Below are 18000 nucleotides of genomic sequence, written 5' to 3'. Positions count from 1 at the left end.
GTTTCGCCATTCGTCCAATTTTCGGATAATCCTATTCAAAAAAATAAATGTTAATTGATCCCATCTCAAAATAGTATGGGCTAATCAACATTGTACTATAAGACACCCCAGAAATAAATGTTTTTGCAGGCGGTTGACGAAGCATTTTTTGCTATGATAAAATATACAAGTATTGTTTTATGCAGGTGTTTGGAGCTAAGGAGGTGTAATCTATGTCTCGCAAATGTTATGTGACTGGCAAAAAACCAGGCAGCGGTAACCACGTATCCCACGCTAACAACCGTAACCGTCGTTCTTGGGGTGTAAACGTTCAAAAGGTTCGTATCCTTGTTGACGGCAAACCGAAGCGCGTTTATGTAAGCACTCGCGCGTTGAAAGCAGGTAAAGTTACCCGCGTTTAGTAATGACATATAAGCAAAAAGCACCTAGTTTCCAGCAGGTGCTTTTTTAATGCCTTTGGCCGGTATCAGTTGGCAGCCATGCCGCTGGCATCTGTCAGAGGTTTTTTTTGAAATATAAGGGTCAATCCGCCTGTGTTCTTATACCGGCCTTATATTTCATCCGCGAAACGCGAGCTCCGCCTGTAAGAAAAACGTCTATTGATGCGCTCTCATGGGAAGACCGACCGCGAAGCAGAAGTTTTTCTTGCGATCATAGAATCGTTCAGCTCCGCTGAACCTTGTATGTTCTATGATCTTCAATAAGGCGAAGCCGTTTACGGTTGTGCAAGCGGCATACCAAAGGGTATCAAGATCAGCTTTTGTGAAACGTGTTTAAAAGAGCCTTCACGAATCCTCCCAAAAACTTTGGCAGCTTAAACGTATAAAATTTCATATCTCACCCTCCCCATCATTCTCATGTCATCACGGTATGGTATGCCCTGAACCAGATCAATGTTAAGACGGAACAAAAAAAAGGTTACATGAGAACCTTGACTCATGTAACCATATGTATGCTCAAAGAGCACGCCCTATTCCTTTAGCCTCAAGCTGAAGCCGGAGACAATTGATAAAATTGGTAGACCGACAGCATAAAGATAAACAGCAGGTAGTACAGGATCGAAAAGATGACGTAGCCGATCCTTAATCCCTTGCGTTCGTTTTTCCGGAAATAATAAATGGCCAGCACCACCGCGATCAGCGAGGCGATGGCATTAAACGGCGATTTCAGAATGGAAAATATACCGAGCAACAGGCCTGTTCCGATACTGGCCAAAGTCAGATACAGCGCGTCTTTGAATTTCATGAAATTATTTTCCCCCGACGCTGCGGCGAATGGCCGAAATGGCAGCGGCTCTGTCGGGCTGCGCGTACACGGCGCTTCCCGCCACCAGCACGTCGGCACCCGCCTCGGTTACCAGCGGCGCCGTCTCGGACGTAATGCCGCCGTCCACTTCGATATGGACGTTAAACAGCGACAGTTCGTTGAGCCGCTGGCGGATTTGGCGGATTTTGTGAACGGTGCGCGGAATGAACGCCTGTCCCCCGAAGCCGGGGTTAACGGTCATGACCAGCACCAGGTCCAGATCCTCCAGCACTTCGCTGATCGCAGACGCCGGTGTACCCGGATTCAGGGCAACCCCCGCCTTTACGCCCAGCTCTTTAATCATATGCACAACGCGGTGCAAATGCGTGCAGGCTTCCGCGTGCACTGTAATGAAAGCCGCTCCCGCCTTGGCGAAATCCGGGATGTACCGCTCCGGATTCTCGATCATCAGATGCACATCCAGCGGCAGGGTCGTGTGGGGGGCAATGGCGCTGACGATCGGCGCCCCCAGCGTAATATTCGGCACAAAGTGCCCGTCCATGACGTCCACATGAATCCAGTCGGCTCCGGACTTCTCCGCTTCGGCAACCTCCTGACCCAGTTTGGCGAAGTCCGCCGACAATATCGATGGTGCGATTTTAATCATCGTGTTAATACCTCCGCTTCTTTTCTTTCATTTCCGTATAAAACTGCACATAATGCTCGTAGCGGCTTAATGCGATATCCCCGCTCTCCTTCGCCTCAACGACTTTGCAGCCCGGTTCGTGCGTATGGCTGCAGCCGCGGAATTTGCATAGCTCCGCGTAAGGCGCGAATTCCCGGAAGCAGGTGGACAATTCCTCGACGCCGAGCTCCAGAAAATCGAGCTGGCTGAACCCCGGCGTATCGGCGACAAACCCGCCGTTCTCGAGCTCGATCAGCTCCACATGGCGCGTCGTATGCTTTCCCCGCCCCAGTCTCATGCTGATGGCGCTCGTCTCGAGGGAAAGTCCGGGAACGAGCCGGTTCAGAAGCGAGGACTTGCCGACGCCCGATTGGCCCGAAAACACGCTGATGACGTCCGTAAGGCGTTCCTTCAGCTCGCTGCTTCCCAGGCCGGAACGTGAACTCGTAACCAGAACCTCATAACCGATCCGCTCATAGAGCTCCTTGACGGCCATTACCGGGTCCTGGGCATCCGTATCCGCGGCAAGCAGATCCTGTTTGGTGAGACAAATGATCGTCTCCAGGCCGGAATGCTCAATATGGACCAGAAATTTGTCAAGCAGGGACAGGTTGAGGTCCGGTTCACGAACGGAAAACAGCAGGACCGCAAGCTCCGCATTGGCAACGGGCGGGCGGATCAGTTCGGATCGGCGGGGCTTGATCTCATCCACCATCCCCTCACCGTTCTCGGTAAGGGAGTACACCACATGATCCCCGACAAGCGGAGAGGTGCCTCTCTTCTTGAAGATCCCCCGCGCACGGCACTGTACGGCTTCGGCGCTTCCTACGGCTTTTCCGTTCTCCAGCGGTTTGACATAGTAGTATCCGCTCAGAGCTTTCACGATTACTCCATCAGGCATACATTGCAAGGCCTCTCTTTCTTTCCGGCTTCTGCCGGTGAGGCAGGAGCCGGAGATAATATGATTTGTTAAAAGTTAACTAACTTTGACATCTATTCAATATGTCCGGATGACACGTTGGTTATCTGTAAATGACGTTTTCGGTGTCGGGCCCCTTACCCTTGTCCTTACCTTTGCCCTTCCCCGGGTGGTCGTTCAGAAATCCGGTCTCGTCTGATCCTGGATCATCCCCGTTGCCGGAATCTCCCTGATCACCGGGTTCACCCTCATGGCCCGGATCACCGGGATCCTCGCTCCCCATGGCCGGGAGCTCGATCGTCGGAACGGTGCCATTTCGTACATCGGTATACCGTATCGAATACGTATCGAACACCTGTCCGTCGCGAAGCACCGTGACGACAGCGTCCCTGTTCGGATCGACCACCAGATCGATCGGCAGCACCTGCGTCGTTTGGACCGTCTTCGTTCCCCAATCGACCGTTTTGCCTTCGGTATGGGCGTCCGAGTATTTGATCTGGATTTTCGTATTTTTGCCTTCCTCGACCGGAGCCACAGGCAGGTTCAGCGTATAGTTCAGGGCATCCGCCGGATAGCCTTTGCTTATCGTGAGCGTGATTTCGGCATTCGGCGTGGCCGGCATATTCGGGTCAAACGGGAACTGCTTGATGACCTTCCCTTTTTCCACCGTATAGCTGTCTTCCTCGACGACCCGCAGCAGCTTCAGCTTCTTCTGCGTTAGAAGATCTTGAGCCTCCTGCAGTGTCTTGCCGATCAAATCGGGCATTTTTACGGTTTCTGGGCCTTGGCTGACCGTCAGTGTAATCTCCTGGGTATCCACATCGATTTCGTCGTTAGCTCCAGGGTCAGAACTGATGATCAGTCCCTTTTCAACATTGTCGCTGAATTCCTCTTTCTTTTTGATGTTATCGTCTTTAATGCCCTTGGCATTCAATGCTTTTCTCGCATCGTCAAACGTATAACCCTTCACGTCAGGCATCGGTACCTTCGGCTTCTCCGTGCTCACCGTCAGCTGAATCGCCGCGCCTTCTTTGACGACCGTGCCTTCCGGCCTGCTCTGTTTATAGACGACGCCATCACCAAAGTCCTTGTTGTACTTCCGGATGACCGGATCTTCCACCAGGAGCCCCTTGTCACTTAGCGCTTTGCGCGCCTGATCCTCGGTCATGTTAATGACGCTCGGTACGGTGACGTTCGGCACGACCAGCTTCTGGTTGACGTACCACACCACACCGCCCAAAGCCAATAGAACGACCAGGGTCAAGCTGATCCACAGCGCTGCCCTGCCCGACTTTTTCTTCTTTGGCTTGCTTTTGCCGACCACCGGCTCGTCCGCCTCGTCATCGTCCTCCACGGCCTGTGCTTTCGCTCTCGAAATGGAGCGCGGCTGGGGCTTGATGGCCGGAATGACGCGGGTCCGATCCTCATCGTCCATATCGTCAAACTCGATCTTCGGCTCATTCCGGCGCTCCGGCAGCAGGCAGGTCTCCAGGTCCTGAAGCATTTCCTTGGCAGACTGGTAACGCTCCTGCGGATTTTTGCGCATCGATTTCAAAATGATGTTCTCGACGCTCTGCGGAATGAGAGGATTCACCTCACGCGGCTCCTCAAACTCCTCTTGAAGATGCTTAAGCGCCACGCTGATCGGGCTCTCCCCCAAAAACGGCAGACGTGCGGTCAGCATCTGGTACAGTACGATACCAAGAGAATATAAATCCGACTTTTCCCCGGTCACCACGCCCTTGGCATGCTCCGGAGAAAAATAATGAACCGATCCGACCACCGAACCCGTCTGCGTAATTGTCGTCGACGTAACGGCGCGGGCAATCCCGAAATCCGTTACCTTTACCCGGCCGTTGCGGCCGATCATAATGTTATGCGGCTTGATATCCCGGTGGATGATTTGATTCTGATGCGCGTGATCCAGCGCGTCGCAAATCTGCGAGGCGATTCGCACCGCTTCGTCCACCTGCAGGGGAGCCCGCTCCTTGATGATCTCATCGAGATTATGTCCCTCGACGTATTCCATAACGATATAATGAATGTCGTCTTCCTGGCCCACATCATAAATGCTGACCACGTTCGAATGCGATAGCGAAGCCGCTGACTGTGCCTCCCGGCGGAAACGGCGAATAAATTCCTCATCGTGCACAAACTGTTGGCGCAGCACCTTAATGGCTACGTTCCTGCCCAGTAAAATATCATGAGCTTTGTAAACGAGTGCCATTCCGCCGCCACCGATCCGCTCGATCACCTCATAACGACCGCCCAATTCGTGTCCGATCATGAATCCCACTCCTTTATGCTTTGCCCGGCGACTTCGTCTTGAAGTTCGAACAGGGCGACGGTAATGTTGTCATCGCCTCCGGCGAGAAGTGCCAGTTGAAGTAAACGGTCCGCTCTTTCTTCCAGCGGCAGCTCGCGGTTTCCGGATATTTGCCCGATGTGCTCGGAGCTGACCAGATCGCTTAAGCCGTCGCTGCACAAGAGCAGCACCTCTCCGGGGGAGAGGCTGATGGGATACAGGTCCACGGACACGTCGGCGTCCGTTCCAAGCGCGCGCGTAATCGCATTGCGCATCGGATGGACTTTCATATTCTCCAGGCTGATTTGTCCGCGTTTGTACAATTCATACACCAGTTTATGGTCTTCCGTTAATTGGACGACCTCGCCGCCGGCAACCTTGTAGGCCCGGCTGTCGCCGATATGTCCAATGTAGCCGGATTCCCCGCTCAGGAGCAGGGCCACGACCGTCGTTCCCATATTGTAAAATTCCTCGTGTTTGGAGGCCTCGGTATAAATCACATCATTGGCGTGCAGGATGGCGTCGCTAAGCGCGGCCTTCAGGCCTTCCGGCGAAATGCCCGATTCTAGCGAGGACAGGTCGCCCGTCATGGTTTCGACGGCCAGCCGGCTGGCCGTATCGCCTGCCTGATGCCCTCCCATGCCGTCAGCGACGATCCCGAGGGTATAGCCCTGCGGCAGCTGGCCGACCCATACCGAGTCTTCATTGACCGAGCGAACCCGGCCAACGTTACTGACATGAACAGTTTTGATCAAATTCCTCTCACCTCAACTCCATGTGCTTGGCCCGCAGCTGTCCGCAGGCAGCCGCGATATCGTGGCCCTGCTCGCGGCGGATCGTCACGTTCACGCCGCTATCGGCGAGAACCCGTTGAAACTGGAATATATCGTTACGGGACGTTCTGACATACTTCCGCTCCGGTACGTGATTGACCGGAATCAGGTTGACGTGGCACAGCATATCCTTGAGCACGTTCGCCAGCTCCTGGGCATGCTCCGGACGGTCGTTAACGCCGCCGATCAGCGCGTACTCAAACGTGATCCGCCGGCCTGTTTTGGCCAGGTAATAGCGAAGGGATTCCATCACATCCTCGAACGGATAACGGCGGTTCACGGGCATCAGCTTCGAGCGGAGCACATCGTTCGGCGCATGAATGGAAATCGCCAGATTGATCTGGGTGTCCTCGTTAGCGAATTTATATATGTTCGGCACGATGCCGCTCGTGGAGACGGTAATATGCCGCTGCCCGATGTTCAGTCCTTTTTCATGAATCATAATACGCAGGAACTTCATCGTCGCTTCATAGTTTTCAAAAGGCTCGCCCGAGCCCATGATGACGATGCTGCTGACGCGCTCCCCTTTCTCGTCCAGAATCTTCTGGGCCTGCACCACCTGGGCCACGATCTCCCCGGCCGTCAGGTTCCGCTTCAGACCGCCCAGCGTCGAGGCGCAAAAGGTGCAGCCGATACGGCAGCCGACCTGGGTCGTGACACAGATGCTGTTGCCGTAGCTATGCTTCATGATGACCGTTTCAATCGCATGGTCGTCATGCAGGCCGAACAGAAACTTGACGGTTCCGTCCTTAGATTCCAGCTTCGTAATTTCCTGCAGCGTCACAAACTGGAACTGGTCGTCCAGCTTTTTGCGGAGCTCCTTGGAGAGGTTCGTCATTTCGTCAAAGCTGTTGACCCGTTTGACGTAGAGCCAGTCAAAAATCTGGCCAGCGCGGAACGCGGGCTCGCCGTTTTCCTTCGCCCAATCTTGCAGGTCTTCCAAATTCAAATCATATATAAAAGGTTTCATCTTCACCACACCTGTCTTTTCATTCATATGCTTATTGTTTCTCATTCTTCCTATTTTAACACAAATAAAAGTAGCGGTAAAAGAGAAAACCCGCCAAGCTCGCGCCCGGCGGGTTACAGGAAGCAGCGGCTGCCCGTGCGGGCGGTCCGCTAGTTTAGGAGAGTCTCTGAATCCGTGCAATGTAAAATCCGTCGCTATGAAAATGCTGGGGCAAAATCTGTACGCCGCCGCCCCGCGTCAGCGCCGTGCCCAGCAGCCGTTCCCAGGCAGGAGGCGCCTCCGGTGCTATGGCGAACTCCGGGTGGTTCCGCAGGAACCGCTCGACGTTCTCTTCGTTCTCCCGCGGCTCGATCGTACACGTGCTGTATACGAGAATGCCGCCGGGCTTGAGCAGAGCCGATACCGATTCCAGCAGCCGGTACTGCAGGGCCGCGATCTCCTCGATGTCCCCCGGGGTCTTGGCCCATTTCAGGTCCGGCTTGCGCCGGATAACGCCAAGGCCGGAGCATGGGGCATCCAGCAGAATGCGGTCGAAGGACGCCGCCGGATACCTTCCGGCCAGTTCCAGCGCATCGCCGGTTACCGGCTCGATGGCGTCCAGCCCGAGCCGCTCGGCCTGCTCGCAGATCAGCTTCTGCTTATGCTCGTGCAGATCGTTGGCGATGATCTTCCCCTCGTCCCGCATCAGCTCGGCCATGTGCGCCGTCTTGCCTCCGGGGGCGGCACAGCAGTCGAGCACCCTCATGCCGGGCTCGGGACCTACCGCATCCCCGACCAGCATCGAGCTCTCGTCCTGCACGGACAGCTGGCCGTCCCGGTACCAGCCGGTCAGGGCCATGTTGCCCCCGCTGCGGACGAGAATACCTTCCGGCGTAAGCGGAGACGGCACCGCGTCCATGCCTTTCTCCTCCATCTCGCCAAGCAGGCCGTCGCGGCTGATCATCGTCGTGTTCACACGGACGCTGACGGCCGGAGGCTCGTTGTTCGCCCGGCAGATCGCCTCGGCCGCTTCTTCCCCGTACTGCCCGATCCAGCGCTGAACCAGCCATTCAGGATGGGAATGCTCCAGCGCGATCCGTTCGGCCGGTCCGAGACTTTCCGGCAGAACCAGCTTGTCGGGACTGCGCAGCACGTTCCGGAGCACGCCGTTCACCATGCCGGAAATGCCTTGGTGGCCGCGGCGCTTGGCCAAGTTCACAGCCTCATTGACTACGGCATGGGAAGGAATGCGGTCCAGGTACATGATCTGGTACAGACTGAGCCGCAGCAGGCTTCGCACCCAGGGCTGCAGCTTGCTCACGCCTTTGCTGACAAAGCGGTTCAGGAAATAATCCAGCGTGTTCATCCGGGAGATCGGACCGTACACGAGCTCGGTCGCAAGGCCGGCATCCTCGCGGGACAGGTTCGCGCGCTGCAGCGCAGCGTTCAGCTGCAGGTTGCTGTAGGCGCCTTCCTGCTCCACGCGCGTCAGGATATCCATCGCCAGCTCGCGTGCCGAGGGCTGGCGGCCTTTCCGTTCTTGAGTTCCGCGTCCGCTCACTTCAGCACCGTCCCGGGCGTCATGCTGGTTCCCCGGATAAACTGCCCGGCATCCATCGCCTTCTTGCCGCTCGGCTGAATATCGGTCAGCCACAAGGCCCCGTCGCCGGTTTTCACTTCAATCCCCTCCGGTGTAAGCTGAAGGACCGTTCCCGGAGCCGCTTCCTTGGATGCCTTCTCTCCTTTGCGGGAGCCCCAGACCTTGAACACGTCGTCGTTCCAGAACGTAAACGCCCCGGAAAAAGGCACCAGGCCGCGAATTTGATTGTAAATATCACGCGTCGACTTGCTCCAGTCGATTTTCTCGTCCTCACGCTTCAGGTTCGGGGCGTATGTAGCCTGCGAGTCATCCTGCACCGTCACCGGGACGCCGCCTTCCAGCAGCCGCGGCATCTGTTCTTTGAGCAGCGCCGCCCCGGCGGTGCTCAGCTTCTCGAACAGCGTTCCCGAGGTATCTTCCTCGGTGATGGGTACCTCTACTTGGGCGATCATGTCGCCCGTGTCCAGCCCTTCGGCCATGTACATGAGCGTAATGCCCGTCACCGTCTCGCCATTGATGATGCAGCGCTGAATCGGTGCGCCGCCTCTGTATTTCGGCAAAAGCGAGCCGTGAACGTTGACGCAGCCCTTGGCCGGCAGATCCAGCACCGCTTTCGGCAAAATTTGCCCGTAAGCGGCCGTAACAATCAAATCGGGCTTGTAAGCCGCGAGCTCGCTTACCGCTTCGGGATTACGCATTCGCTGCGGCTGCAGCACCGGCAGACCGTGCTCAAGCGCCACTTCCTTGACGGGCGTCGGCATCAGCACCTTCTTCCGTCCCTGCGGACGGTCCGGCTGCGTGACGACGGCCACGACGTTATAGCCCTCCGCAAGCAGCATGCGGAGACTGGGAACGGCAAACGCGGGCGTCCCCATAAAAACGATATTCATCAGGCATTACTCCTTTCCGGCGCGTTCCGGCGTATACTCATACACTCTTTCTGCAATGTCGGTAAACAGCACGCCGTCCAAATGATCGATTTCGTGCTGGAAGCAGCGGGCCAGCAGGCCGGTGCCCGTAATCGTCACTTCCTTGCCGTTCTCATCCAGCCCTTTCACCGTAACCTGCTCGGCACGGCGCACGTCTCCGTTTAATCCGGGAATGCTCAGGCAGCCCTCCGGGCCGAACTGCTCGCCATCCTTGGCTACGATTTCCGGGTTGACCATCTTGATCAGGCCGTGCTCATCGCCGACATCGACGACGATCAGTCTCTTCAAAATGCCGACCTGCGGCGCGGCCAGGCCAACGCCCTCCGCGTCGTACATCGTGTCCGCCATGTCGTTCAGCAGCTTTTTGACATTAGGGGTAACTTCTTTCACTTCTTTAGCGGTTTTATGCAAAACCTCATCCGGTTCTTTCACAATAATTCGGATCGCCATGCTGACACCTTCCTTATCGGGTTCAAATATTCATTGTTGGTTATTCATCCATGATTCCATATGATGACGGTACCCCGCTTAGGGCTGCTACATCAGCATTTGCGGGTCTACATCAATACTGATTTGAAGCTTCGGATTCTGCGCGGTATCCTCGAGCTGCTCGGCGGCTTCCCTGACCAGGCCGACAGCGTCGATGGTCCCACGCCATTTTATCATACATTGAAATCTGTATCTATTTTTTATCCGGGGCACAGGAGATGCCACCGGCCCCAGCACGTCAAAAGCGTCCGAGGTCAGCCGGTCCAGGCTGCCGTACCAGCCCTTCTGCCGCGCTTTGCCCTGGAGGACGGATACCATGTTCTCCGCCATCCGGACGAGAAACGGCAGCTGCTCATGCGACAGCGTGACCAGAATCAGCCGGCAGTACGGCGGATAGTGCAGGTTCCGCCGATGCTTCAGCTCCTCCCGGACAAACGAATCGTAATCATGCCCGCTGGCGTGAATAATCGAATAATGATCCGGTGTATAGGACTGGATCATGACCTCCCCTGGCAGCTGGTGGCGGCCGGCGCGGCCGGCGACCTGGGTCAGCAGCTGAAACGTCTTCTCTGCGGCCCGGAAATCCGGCAGGTTGAGCGCCGAGTCGGCCGTAATGACGCCGACCAGCGTTACGTCCGGAAAGTCGAGCCCTTTGGCCACCATCTGGGTGCCCAGGAGCACGTCCGCTTTTTTGTCCCGGAACTGCTTTAGCAGCTTCTCGTGCGATCCCTTCTCCGTCGTGGTATCCACGTCCATCCGGATCACCCGGATCCCGGGAAACAGCTTCGCAAGCTCTTCCTCAACGCGCTGTGTACCGGTGCCGAAATAGCGGATATGCTCGCTTCCGCATTCCGGGCACACGGACGGCGCCGGCTCGGCATAGCCGCAGTAATGGCAGCGGAGGTTGTTCGATTTCTGATGGTACGTCAGCGAAATGTCGCATTCGGGGCAGCCGGCCACGTAGCCGCAGCTGCGGCACATGACGAACGTGGAGTAGCCGCGCCGGTTGAGCAGCAGCACGGTCTGCTCCTTGCGTTCCAGCCGGGCCGCAACCGCCTGATGCAGCGAACGGCTGAACATGGAGCGGTTGCCTTCTTTTAATTCTTCCCGCATATCGATGATTTGTACTCCCGGCAGCTCATTGCCGAGCGCACGGGCTTTCATCTCGAGCAGCATTGGCGCAAACTCGTCATTTGCCTGCGATCTGGCGGCATGGTAGCTCTCAAGCGAAGGCGTCGCCGAGCCCAGAATGACCGCCGCGCCATGCTGCATCGCCCGCTGGACGGCCACGTCCCGGGCATGGTATTTCGGGCTTTCTTCCTGCTTGTACGACGTTTCATGTTCCTCGTCCATAATGATGAGCCCGATCTTGGCAAACGGTGCGAACACCGCCGATCTGGCGCCGATGGCGACGGCCGCCCGGCCTTCGCGGATTTTACGCCATTCGTCGTAGCGCTCCCCACCCGACAGGCGGCTGTGCATGACGGCGACCTGGTCGCCGAAGCGCCCTTTGAACCGTTCCACCATCTGCGGTGTCAGCGAAATTTCCGGCACGAGCACGATGGCCTGCCGGCCCTGCTCAATGCAGCGCTGGATACTCTGCAGGTAGATTTCGGTCTTCCCGCTGCCTGTAACCCCATGCAGCAGAAACACCCCGTGCCGCTGTGCATCGAGCACCGAGACAATACGGTCATAGGCGTTCTGCTGCTCCGCGGTCAGCGGCAGCGGATCGCTTGGCTTAAACCAGCGCCCCCGGTAAGGGTCCCTGAACGCTTCTTTGTCCTCAATCGTAATGTAACCTTTATCCGCCAGCCCTTTCACGGTCGCGGCCGACACCTGCATCGTCGCCAGGACATCCTTCAGCGCAAGCGGAAGCATCTCTTTCATTTCCACAATAAACTGCAGCACCTCACGCTGACGCTGTGCTTTCGGCGCGAACGACGCCAGCGCAGCCTCCGCTTCGTCCGGTGTTACCGCCAGATCGACGGCTTTCAGCGTCTTGATCTGCAGCTTGTCCTTGATGGATTGGTTTTCCTGCAGCACGCCCCGGCGCAGCAGCGATTTGATCACCGGTGCGCTGTCCGGAAACTGCCTGCTCAGCTGCTTGGAGGTGACCTCACCCTTTTTTTCGACGAAATCAAGAATCGCCCGCTCACCGCCGGAAGGCTCCAGTTCCAATTCGAACAAGCCGCCGGAATACAAATCCTCAGGCTCCTTCGGCTGCGGGGTTCCGAGCGAGATAAACCGTTCGGCCTTGCCCTTGAGGGCCGTAGGCACCATGACCTGAAGCGCCGTAATCATCCGGCAGGCATACCTGCGGCTCATCCACCCGGCCAGTTCCACCAGCTCTTCGGACAGCGGCGGAATGACGTCCAGCACTTCCTGGATGGCCTTAAGCTTCATACCGGCAGCCGCGGGCTCCGGCTCAAGGCCGACCACGAATCCCTGGACCGTGCGGTGGCCGAACGGCACACCAACCCGGCTTCCCACCTCGATCCATGCCCGCATGGATTCGGGAATGAGATAGTCAAAGGGACGGTCGGTATCACGCACCGGGACGTCGACGATCACCTTTGCCACACGCATCTCCATCAGGACAAAGCCCCGTTCATCCGGGCCGCAGCGATCGTCAGCAGGCGCCGGGCCACTTCGTCCTTGGTCATTACGGGCATTTGTTCGACCAGTCCGTCGGCATCGTACACCTGAACGATGTTGGTATCGGATCTGAAGCCGGCTCCCTCCGCCGTTACGTCATTGGCCACGATCAGATCGGCGTTTTTCCGTTTCAGCTTATCCTGGGCATATTTCTCCACATCATTCGTCTCAGCTGCGAATCCGATCAAAAACTGCTTTGTCTTCGTCTTGCCGAGCTCCTCCAGAATATCCACCGTTTTGACGAGCTCGAGCGTCATCGTATCCCCCGACTTTTTCATTTTGCTTGCGGCCGTCACCTTCGGACGGTAATCTGCGACAGCCGCCGCCTTGATGACCAGGTCGCTGTCCTCCCAATGTTCCAGCACCGCCCGGTACATCTCCTCTGCGGACTGGACTTTGACCGCGTCCACGTCTAAAGGGGGCTCAACGTCCGTATGGCCGTAAACGACATGCACCTCCGCGCCCATGTCTTTGGCGGCCTTGGCGATGGCAAACCCCATTTTCCCGGAAGAATCATTGGTGATGTAACGCACCGGGTCGATTCGTTCAACCGTTCCGCCCGAGGTGACGATGACCTTTTTCCCGCGGAGCAGCCCCTGCCCTTGTACGGATTCATTGTGAGCCTCAAAATAGCGCTCCACCACCTGGACGATCGTTTCCGGCTCCTCCAGCCGTCCCTTGCCCACATAGCCGCAGGCGAGCAGTCCTTCGCCGGGCTCGATCATCATCACGCCCCGGGACTCGAGCAGCCGCATGTTGGCCTGAACCGCCGGGTGGGCATACATATGCACGTTCATGGCCGGTGCGATCATGACCGGCGCTTCGGTGGCGAGCAGCGTCGTCGACAGCATGTCGTCCGCCAGACCATGGGCCATTTTTGCGATCATATTGGCTGTAGCCGGTGCGATGAGAACGAGGTCGGCCTCATCGGCCAAATGGATATGGGAGACAACGGATGGATCGCGCTCATCGAACGTGTCGCTGTATACCGGATTTTTGGACAGACTCTGAAATGTCAGCTCCGTAATAAACTGCTTCGCCGATTCCGTCATGATCACGTGGACATCTGCGCCTTTTTGCACCAGCTTGCTGCACAGACTGGCCGCCTTGAACGCCGCGATTCCACCCGTCACGCCGAGCACGATGGTTTTGCCGGTTAACATACGATTTCCCCGCTTTCCGTTTCATTTAGATAGAGAAAAAAATACAACCTTGCGGTTGTATCTGGAAGACGTCTATACGCTCTTGCTGCAAACTTATTATGAGTTCTTGTTAAGATCTGCCGCATAACAGCAGAAAAAGCCCCGTCCCGGGAAGAACAGGCTTACGCCTTATTCTCATCCCGTTCTGCGACCGGTTCCGGAATCACCCGAATCATATCCCCATAAATTTCCTCAAGCGCCACGCCCACGTATTTGTGGGATCTTGGATGCTTCAGGTCGGTCTTTGCGCCCTCGCGCAGCTGTCTCGCACGGCGGGAGGCCGCTACGACCAGCGAGTATTTACTGTCGACTTTATTCATCATTTCATCAATCGATGGGTACAACACTTGGCGACACCTCTTTTATTATTCTCAAATGGCTGCTGTCTTCGTTTATTTCTTGATTTTACAATGTTCGGCGATAATAATCGATTCTATTCGTTTGCAGGCGCAATCAATCTGATCGTTAACCACCGCATAGTCATAATGCTGCATCAAATTGATTTCGTCAACCGCCACCGTCATGCGGTGGTCGATCGTCGCCTGGTTCTCCGTACCTCGCCCGATGATCCGGTCCTTAAGTTCGTCCAGAGAAGGCGGCAGCAGGAAAATAAATACCCCCTCGGGAAACTTCTGTTTGACCTGAAGGGCACCCTGTACCTCGATTTCCAGAATAATATCGTTTCCGCTCTCCAGCGTCTTCTCTACGAAATCACGCGGCGTTCCGTAATAGTTCCCCACGTACTCCGCATACTCCAGAAGCTGGTCGTTCTGCATCATATCCAGAAACTGGTCACGGGTTTTGAAAAAATAATTGACCCCGTTCACTTCTCCCTGGCGCGGACTCCGTGTCGTCGCCGATACCGAATAGACCAAATCCGGCAGCTTCCCGCGCAGCGCGCTGCACACGGTTCCTTTACCGACCCCGGAAGGTCCTGACAATACAAACAATATTCCCTTTGACATATTACTCCCCATCTTGTTATTCGTCATTATCGTCATCTTTGCTGGACAGGCGATGAGCCACCGTCTCCGGCTGCACCGCCGACAGGATGACATGGTCGCTGTCCGTAATGATTACGGCGCGCGTCCTGCGGCCATAGGTCGCATCGATCAGCATGTGACGATCTCTTGCTTCCTGAATAATCCGCTTAATAGGCGCTGATTCGGGGCTTACAATCGAAATGATACGGTTAGCCGATACAATATTCCCGAAGCCGATGTTAATGAGTTTGATTGCCATATTCAGGTTCTTCCCCCTATTCATTTGACTCTCTCCTGTTTTCTGTCGAAATTGTGCCTTACTCTATATTGGCCAGTTGCTCTCTAATTTTTTCCAGCTCCGCTTTCATTTCGACAACACGGTTTACCAGAGTCAGATGATTGGCCTTGGATCCAATCGTATTGACTTCCCTGTTCATTTCCTGAATCAGAAAATCGAGTTTTCTTCCGACCGGTTCATCCGCACGAAGTAATCCTTTGCATTGCTCAAAATGGCTGTGCAGACGTATCAATTCCTCATCGATATTGCAGCGGTCTGCAAAAATAGCAATTTCCATGCCAAATTTATGTTCATCAAAAGCAAACGAACCGTCATTCAGTTCAGTCAGCCTTTGTCTGAGCTTATTGCGGTATTCTTCGACTACGCTGGGTGCGAGCTGTACCATTTCTCCGTGTAGCTTCTCCAGCCGGTTCAGGCGCTGCTCCACATCACGGGCAAGGAAGCTTCCTTCAGAAGTCCTCATCGCGACGAGTCCTTCCATGGCCCTTACAAGACCTTCTTCAAGCACGCGTCCCCACTCTTCAGGCTCCGGATCCTGGTTTGTCCCGACTTCCTCGGGTGTCAGAAACACGCCCGGCAGGGACAGCAGATCTCTTACCGTCAATTCGCCGTTCAGGCCATGCCTCTCGGATACCTCACGCGCCGCCTCCATATAAGTATTGACGGCTTTATGATTTAACAAAACAGGCGGAGCGGTATTCTCTTCCGCCTCCTTGTTAATAAAGACATCGATCCGGCCGCGCTTGACAAACCGCTGTACCGTTCTTCTCAAAGGGTCCTCAAAGCGTGTCCATTCACGCGGCAGGCGTATGACCACTTCGCAGTATCGGTGGTTCACGGATTTCACTTCAATTTCCACTTTATACCCTCCGAAATGAAGGGCGGATTGACCGTAACCGGTCATGCTGAAAGACATCGGCACCACATCCATTACACTATTGTAATTGATAACTATCTGTGAAACAAGGGGGGCTGCCGGCGTCCGGATTTCTCCCACACATGGCTGATGAGCTGGGCGCTCATGTCATACAGCATAAACGGCGTCATTAAGTAAATTCCGTTAAAATGCTCCATCGCCACGTCGAGCAGCTCTTTGGCAATGGCAACCCCCATGGCTCTTCCTTCTTCGCCTTCTAGGCCGCTCATCCGGCGGCGCACATCGTCCGAGAGCTGGATTCCCGGCACCTCGTTGTGCAGGTATTCTGCATTGCGCCCGCTCGCCAGCGGCATGATGCCGAGGAAGATCGGAATGTCGAGGTGGCTCGTCGCTTCCTTCAGCGCGCGGATCAGCTCCGGATCGTACACCGGCTGGGTCATGATATAATCGGCGCCGGCAGCGATTTTGCGTTCCAAACGCAGCACGGCTTTATCGAGATGCTTCCCGTGAGGGTTAAACGCCGCGCCGACGACGAAGTTCGCCTTTTGCTTGAGCGGCTTGCCGGAGAAGGCGATTCCCTCATTTAACTGCTTGATCATTCGTATAATCTCAAAAGAAGTCAAATCGTATACGGAGCTCGATCCCGGCAAATCGCCGAAGCGTGCGGGGTCGCCCGTGACAGCCAGCACGTGATCGATGCCAAGGGCATCAAAGCCCATAAGGTGCGACTGCGTTCCGATCAAGTTGCGGTCCCGGCAGGCGATGTGCACAAGCGGGCGCAAACCGGTCTCCGCCTGCACCAGATGGCCGAGAGCCATGTTGCTCATCCGCGTAACCGCAAGCGAGTTGTCGGCGAGGGTCAGCGCGTCCGCCCCGGCATCCTTCAGCACCTGCGCCCCCTTCATAAATTTGGCGATATCCAAATCGCGCGGAGGGTCCAGCTCCACGATGACGGTGTGACGCTCTTTGACGAGGTCGACCAGGTTCGGGCTGCCGCCTTCACCTTCACCGTCGCCGTCTGGCGCGAGATGTTCATGAATTTCGATCGGGGCAGGGGCGATGTCAATCGGCCCGTACGTAATCGGCTGCGGCTCGTACCCCTGAAGCGCGGACGAAATCGCCGCGATATGTGCGGGCGTCGTCCCGCAGCAGCCGCCGATAATCCGGGCGCCGAGATCGGCGAATTTCACTGCCATCTGGCCGAAATAATCCGGCTTGGCCCCGTACTGATATTCCCCATCCACATAATCGGCAACCCCGGCATTCGGGTACACCGACATCGGCACGGACATGTGGCCGCCGAGGGTCTTCATCGCGCTCATAATGCCGTTAGGGCCCGTGCGGCAGTTGAAGCCGATCACGTCCGCGCCCTGCTGCTGCATCATCCGGAACGCTTCCGGCATCGTATAGCCGTCCAAGGTCCGGGCTACGTCCTCAACCGCGAACTGGCAGATGACCGGCAGCGGGCTGAGCTTGCGCACGATAGACAAGGCCAGATACAGTTCTTCCACATCGTAGAAGGTTTCGAGCAGGATGCCGTCCACTCCTTCCTGAAGAAGGGCCTGAATCTGCTGCTCGAAGTATTTCTTAAGCTCGGCCGTCGAGACGTTGGTCCGTTTGCCGCCGCGGATGGAACCGATGGCTCCGACCACATAGCCGGCGGATCCCGCTACTTCCCGTGCAATCCGGACACCCGCCCGGTTGATATCCTCCACCTTCGACTCCAGGCCGTATTTGGACAGCTTGTCGAAGTTGGCCGAAAACGTATTGGTCTCAATGATTTGAGCCCCGGCTTCCACATAACGCCGGTGAACATCTTTGATGACCTCCGGTGAGGTCAGGTTCAGTTCTTCATAGGAAATTCCCACAGGAAAGCCCATTTGATATAGAAAAGTGCCCATCGCTCCGTCGCCGATCAGCACCTGTTGATCCCACGCTTGACGCAAATCCGGTTTCATGTTGGCTCCTCCACCCCGAAAAAGTAGTTTCACATTAATGTATCATAAATCGGCGCACAAGATAAGTCATAGA

At 56.0% G+C, this 18000-nt stretch carries 18 protein-coding genes; 1 reads left to right on the top strand and 17 read right to left on the bottom strand.

Annotated features, from left to right (window positions below; genetic code table 11):
- The first annotated feature begins 212 nt into the window (after window positions 1-212).
- On the top strand, window positions 213-401 hold the full coding sequence (gene rpmB, locus C7820_RS02075; protein WP_047910965.1) for a 50S ribosomal protein L28: 189 nt from the start codon (window positions 213-215) through the stop codon (window positions 399-401).
- Window positions 402-753: 352 nt separating this feature from the next.
- On the opposite strand, the gene spoVM is transcribed toward rpmB, so the two are convergent.
- From spoVM to C7820_RS01990, 17 genes are all read right to left on the bottom strand, one after another.
- On the bottom strand, window positions 754-834 hold the full coding sequence (gene spoVM, locus C7820_RS02070; RefSeq protein ID WP_036707696.1) for a stage V sporulation protein SpoVM: 81 nt from the start codon (window positions 832-834) through the stop codon (window positions 754-756).
- A gap of 150 nt (window positions 835-984) precedes the next feature.
- Window positions 985-1245 carry a hypothetical protein gene (locus C7820_RS02065; protein WP_076169943.1) on the bottom strand — a complete coding sequence of 87 codons (261 nt, stop codon included), beginning with the start codon at window positions 1243-1245 and terminating at the stop codon, window positions 985-987.
- 4 nt (window positions 1246-1249) lie between these two features.
- Entirely contained in the window at window positions 1250-1912 is a 663-nt protein-coding gene (rpe, locus tag C7820_RS02060) for a ribulose-phosphate 3-epimerase (protein WP_089548135.1), read from the bottom strand.
- 4 nt (window positions 1913-1916) lie between these two features.
- Entirely contained in the window at window positions 1917-2831 is a 915-nt protein-coding gene (rsgA, locus tag C7820_RS02055; RefSeq protein WP_116229599.1) for a ribosome small subunit-dependent GTPase A, read from the bottom strand.
- Between the two features lie 121 nt (window positions 2832-2952).
- On the bottom strand, window positions 2953-5136 hold the full coding sequence (pknB, locus tag C7820_RS02050; protein WP_116229598.1) for a Stk1 family PASTA domain-containing Ser/Thr kinase: 2184 nt from the start codon (window positions 5134-5136) through the stop codon (window positions 2953-2955).
- On the bottom strand, window positions 5133-5909 hold the full coding sequence (locus C7820_RS02045) for a Stp1/IreP family PP2C-type Ser/Thr phosphatase (RefSeq protein WP_076169939.1): 777 nt from the start codon (window positions 5907-5909) through the stop codon (window positions 5133-5135). Before C7820_RS02045 ends, pknB begins: the two co-directional genes overlap by 4 nt.
- Before the next feature lie 7 nt (window positions 5910-5916).
- Window positions 5917-6957, bottom strand: a complete 1041-nt coding sequence (gene rlmN, locus C7820_RS02040) for a dual-specificity RNA methyltransferase RlmN (RefSeq protein WP_076170163.1) — start codon at window positions 6955-6957, stop codon at window positions 5917-5919.
- Between the two features lie 154 nt (window positions 6958-7111).
- Window positions 7112-8437: a 16S rRNA (cytosine(967)-C(5))-methyltransferase RsmB gene (rsmB, locus tag C7820_RS02035; protein WP_116231590.1), complete on the bottom strand. Its 1326-nt coding sequence runs from the start codon at window positions 8435-8437 to the stop codon at window positions 7112-7114.
- A gap of 56 nt (window positions 8438-8493) precedes the next feature.
- On the bottom strand, window positions 8494-9426 hold the full coding sequence (gene fmt / locus C7820_RS02030; RefSeq protein ID WP_116229597.1) for a methionyl-tRNA formyltransferase: 933 nt from the start codon (window positions 9424-9426) through the stop codon (window positions 8494-8496).
- A gap of 6 nt (window positions 9427-9432) precedes the next feature.
- Entirely contained in the window at window positions 9433-9915 is a 483-nt protein-coding gene (gene def, locus C7820_RS02025) for a peptide deformylase (RefSeq protein WP_076169936.1), read from the bottom strand.
- Between the two features lie 87 nt (window positions 9916-10002).
- Window positions 10003-12540, bottom strand: a complete 2538-nt coding sequence (priA, locus tag C7820_RS02020) for a primosomal protein N' (RefSeq protein ID WP_116231589.1) — start codon at window positions 12538-12540, stop codon at window positions 10003-10005.
- A 5-nt stretch (window positions 12541-12545) separates the two neighbouring features.
- Window positions 12546-13772, bottom strand: a complete 1227-nt coding sequence (gene coaBC, locus C7820_RS02015; protein ID WP_116229596.1) for a bifunctional phosphopantothenoylcysteine decarboxylase/phosphopantothenate--cysteine ligase CoaBC — start codon at window positions 13770-13772, stop codon at window positions 12546-12548.
- A 161-nt stretch (window positions 13773-13933) separates the two neighbouring features.
- On the bottom strand, window positions 13934-14158 hold the full coding sequence (gene rpoZ / locus C7820_RS02010; protein ID WP_076169934.1) for a DNA-directed RNA polymerase subunit omega: 225 nt from the start codon (window positions 14156-14158) through the stop codon (window positions 13934-13936).
- Between the two features lie 45 nt (window positions 14159-14203).
- Window positions 14204-14776 carry a guanylate kinase gene (gmk, locus tag C7820_RS02005; protein WP_116229595.1) on the bottom strand — a complete coding sequence of 191 codons (573 nt, stop codon included), beginning with the start codon at window positions 14774-14776 and terminating at the stop codon, window positions 14204-14206.
- A 16-nt stretch (window positions 14777-14792) separates the two neighbouring features.
- Window positions 14793-15053, bottom strand: coding sequence for an extracellular matrix/biofilm regulator RemA (gene remA / locus C7820_RS02000; protein ID WP_006209218.1), 261 nt, complete (start codon window positions 15051-15053; stop codon window positions 14793-14795).
- Between the two features lie 58 nt (window positions 15054-15111).
- Window positions 15112-16008, bottom strand: coding sequence for a YicC/YloC family endoribonuclease (locus tag C7820_RS01995; protein WP_116229594.1), 897 nt, complete (start codon window positions 16006-16008; stop codon window positions 15112-15114).
- Window positions 16009-16043: 35 nt separating this feature from the next.
- Window positions 16044-17927, bottom strand: coding sequence for a bifunctional homocysteine S-methyltransferase/methylenetetrahydrofolate reductase (locus tag C7820_RS01990; protein WP_116229593.1), 1884 nt, complete (start codon window positions 17925-17927; stop codon window positions 16044-16046).
- Window positions 17928-18000 lie beyond the last annotated feature (73 nt).

The organism is Paenibacillus sp. VMFN-D1 (genome assembly GCF_003386155.1).
GTDB classification, from domain to species: Bacteria; Bacillota; Bacilli; order Paenibacillales; family Paenibacillaceae; genus Paenibacillus_AQ; species Paenibacillus_AQ favisporus.
The sequence above is the reverse complement of the archived record's forward strand: the minus strand, read 5'-3'. Positions and strand labels throughout refer to the sequence as shown.

Excerpts from the sequence above, each read along its gene's own strand:
- rpmB (WP_047910965.1), top strand. The coding sequence starts at position 213 with ATGTCTCGCAAATGTTATGTGACTGGCAAAAAACCAGGCAGCGGTAAC.
- spoVM (WP_036707696.1), bottom strand. The coding sequence starts at position 834 with ATGAAATTTTATACGTTTAAGCTGCCAAAGTTTTTGGGAGGATTCGTG.
- C7820_RS02065 (WP_076169943.1), bottom strand. The coding sequence starts at position 1,245 with ATGAAATTCAAAGACGCGCTGTATCTGACTTTGGCCAGTATCGGAACA.
- rpe (WP_089548135.1), bottom strand. The coding sequence starts at position 1,912 with ATGATTAAAATCGCACCATCGATATTGTCGGCGGACTTCGCCAAACTG.
- rsgA (WP_116229599.1), bottom strand. The coding sequence starts at position 2,831 with ATGCCTGATGGAGTAATCGTGAAAGCTCTGAGCGGATACTACTATGTC.
- pknB (WP_116229598.1), bottom strand. The coding sequence starts at position 5,136 with ATGATCGGACACGAATTGGGCGGTCGTTATGAGGTGATCGAGCGGATC.
- rlmN (WP_076170163.1), bottom strand. The coding sequence starts at position 6,957 with ATGAAACCTTTTATATATGATTTGAATTTGGAAGACCTGCAAGATTGG.
- rsmB (WP_116231590.1), bottom strand. The coding sequence starts at position 8,437 with ATGGATATCCTGACGCGCGTGGAGCAGGAAGGCGCCTACAGCAACCTG.
- fmt (WP_116229597.1), bottom strand. The coding sequence starts at position 9,426 with ATGAATATCGTTTTTATGGGGACGCCCGCGTTTGCCGTTCCCAGTCTC.
- def (WP_076169936.1), bottom strand. The coding sequence starts at position 9,915 with ATGGCGATCCGAATTATTGTGAAAGAACCGGATGAGGTTTTGCATAAA.
- priA (WP_116231589.1), bottom strand. The coding sequence starts at position 12,540 with ATGCGTGTGGCAAAGGTGATCGTCGACGTCCCGGTGCGTGATACCGAC.
- coaBC (WP_116229596.1), bottom strand. The coding sequence starts at position 13,772 with ATGTTAACCGGCAAAACCATCGTGCTCGGCGTGACGGGTGGAATCGCG.
- gmk (WP_116229595.1), bottom strand. The coding sequence starts at position 14,776 with ATGTCAAAGGGAATATTGTTTGTATTGTCAGGACCTTCCGGGGTCGGT.
- remA (WP_006209218.1), bottom strand. The coding sequence starts at position 15,053 with ATGGCAATCAAACTCATTAACATCGGCTTCGGGAATATTGTATCGGCT.
- C7820_RS01995 (WP_116229594.1), bottom strand. The coding sequence starts at position 16,008 with ATGTCTTTCAGCATGACCGGTTACGGTCAATCCGCCCTTCATTTCGGA.
- C7820_RS01990 (WP_116229593.1), bottom strand. The coding sequence starts at position 17,927 with ATGAAACCGGATTTGCGTCAAGCGTGGGATCAACAGGTGCTGATCGGC.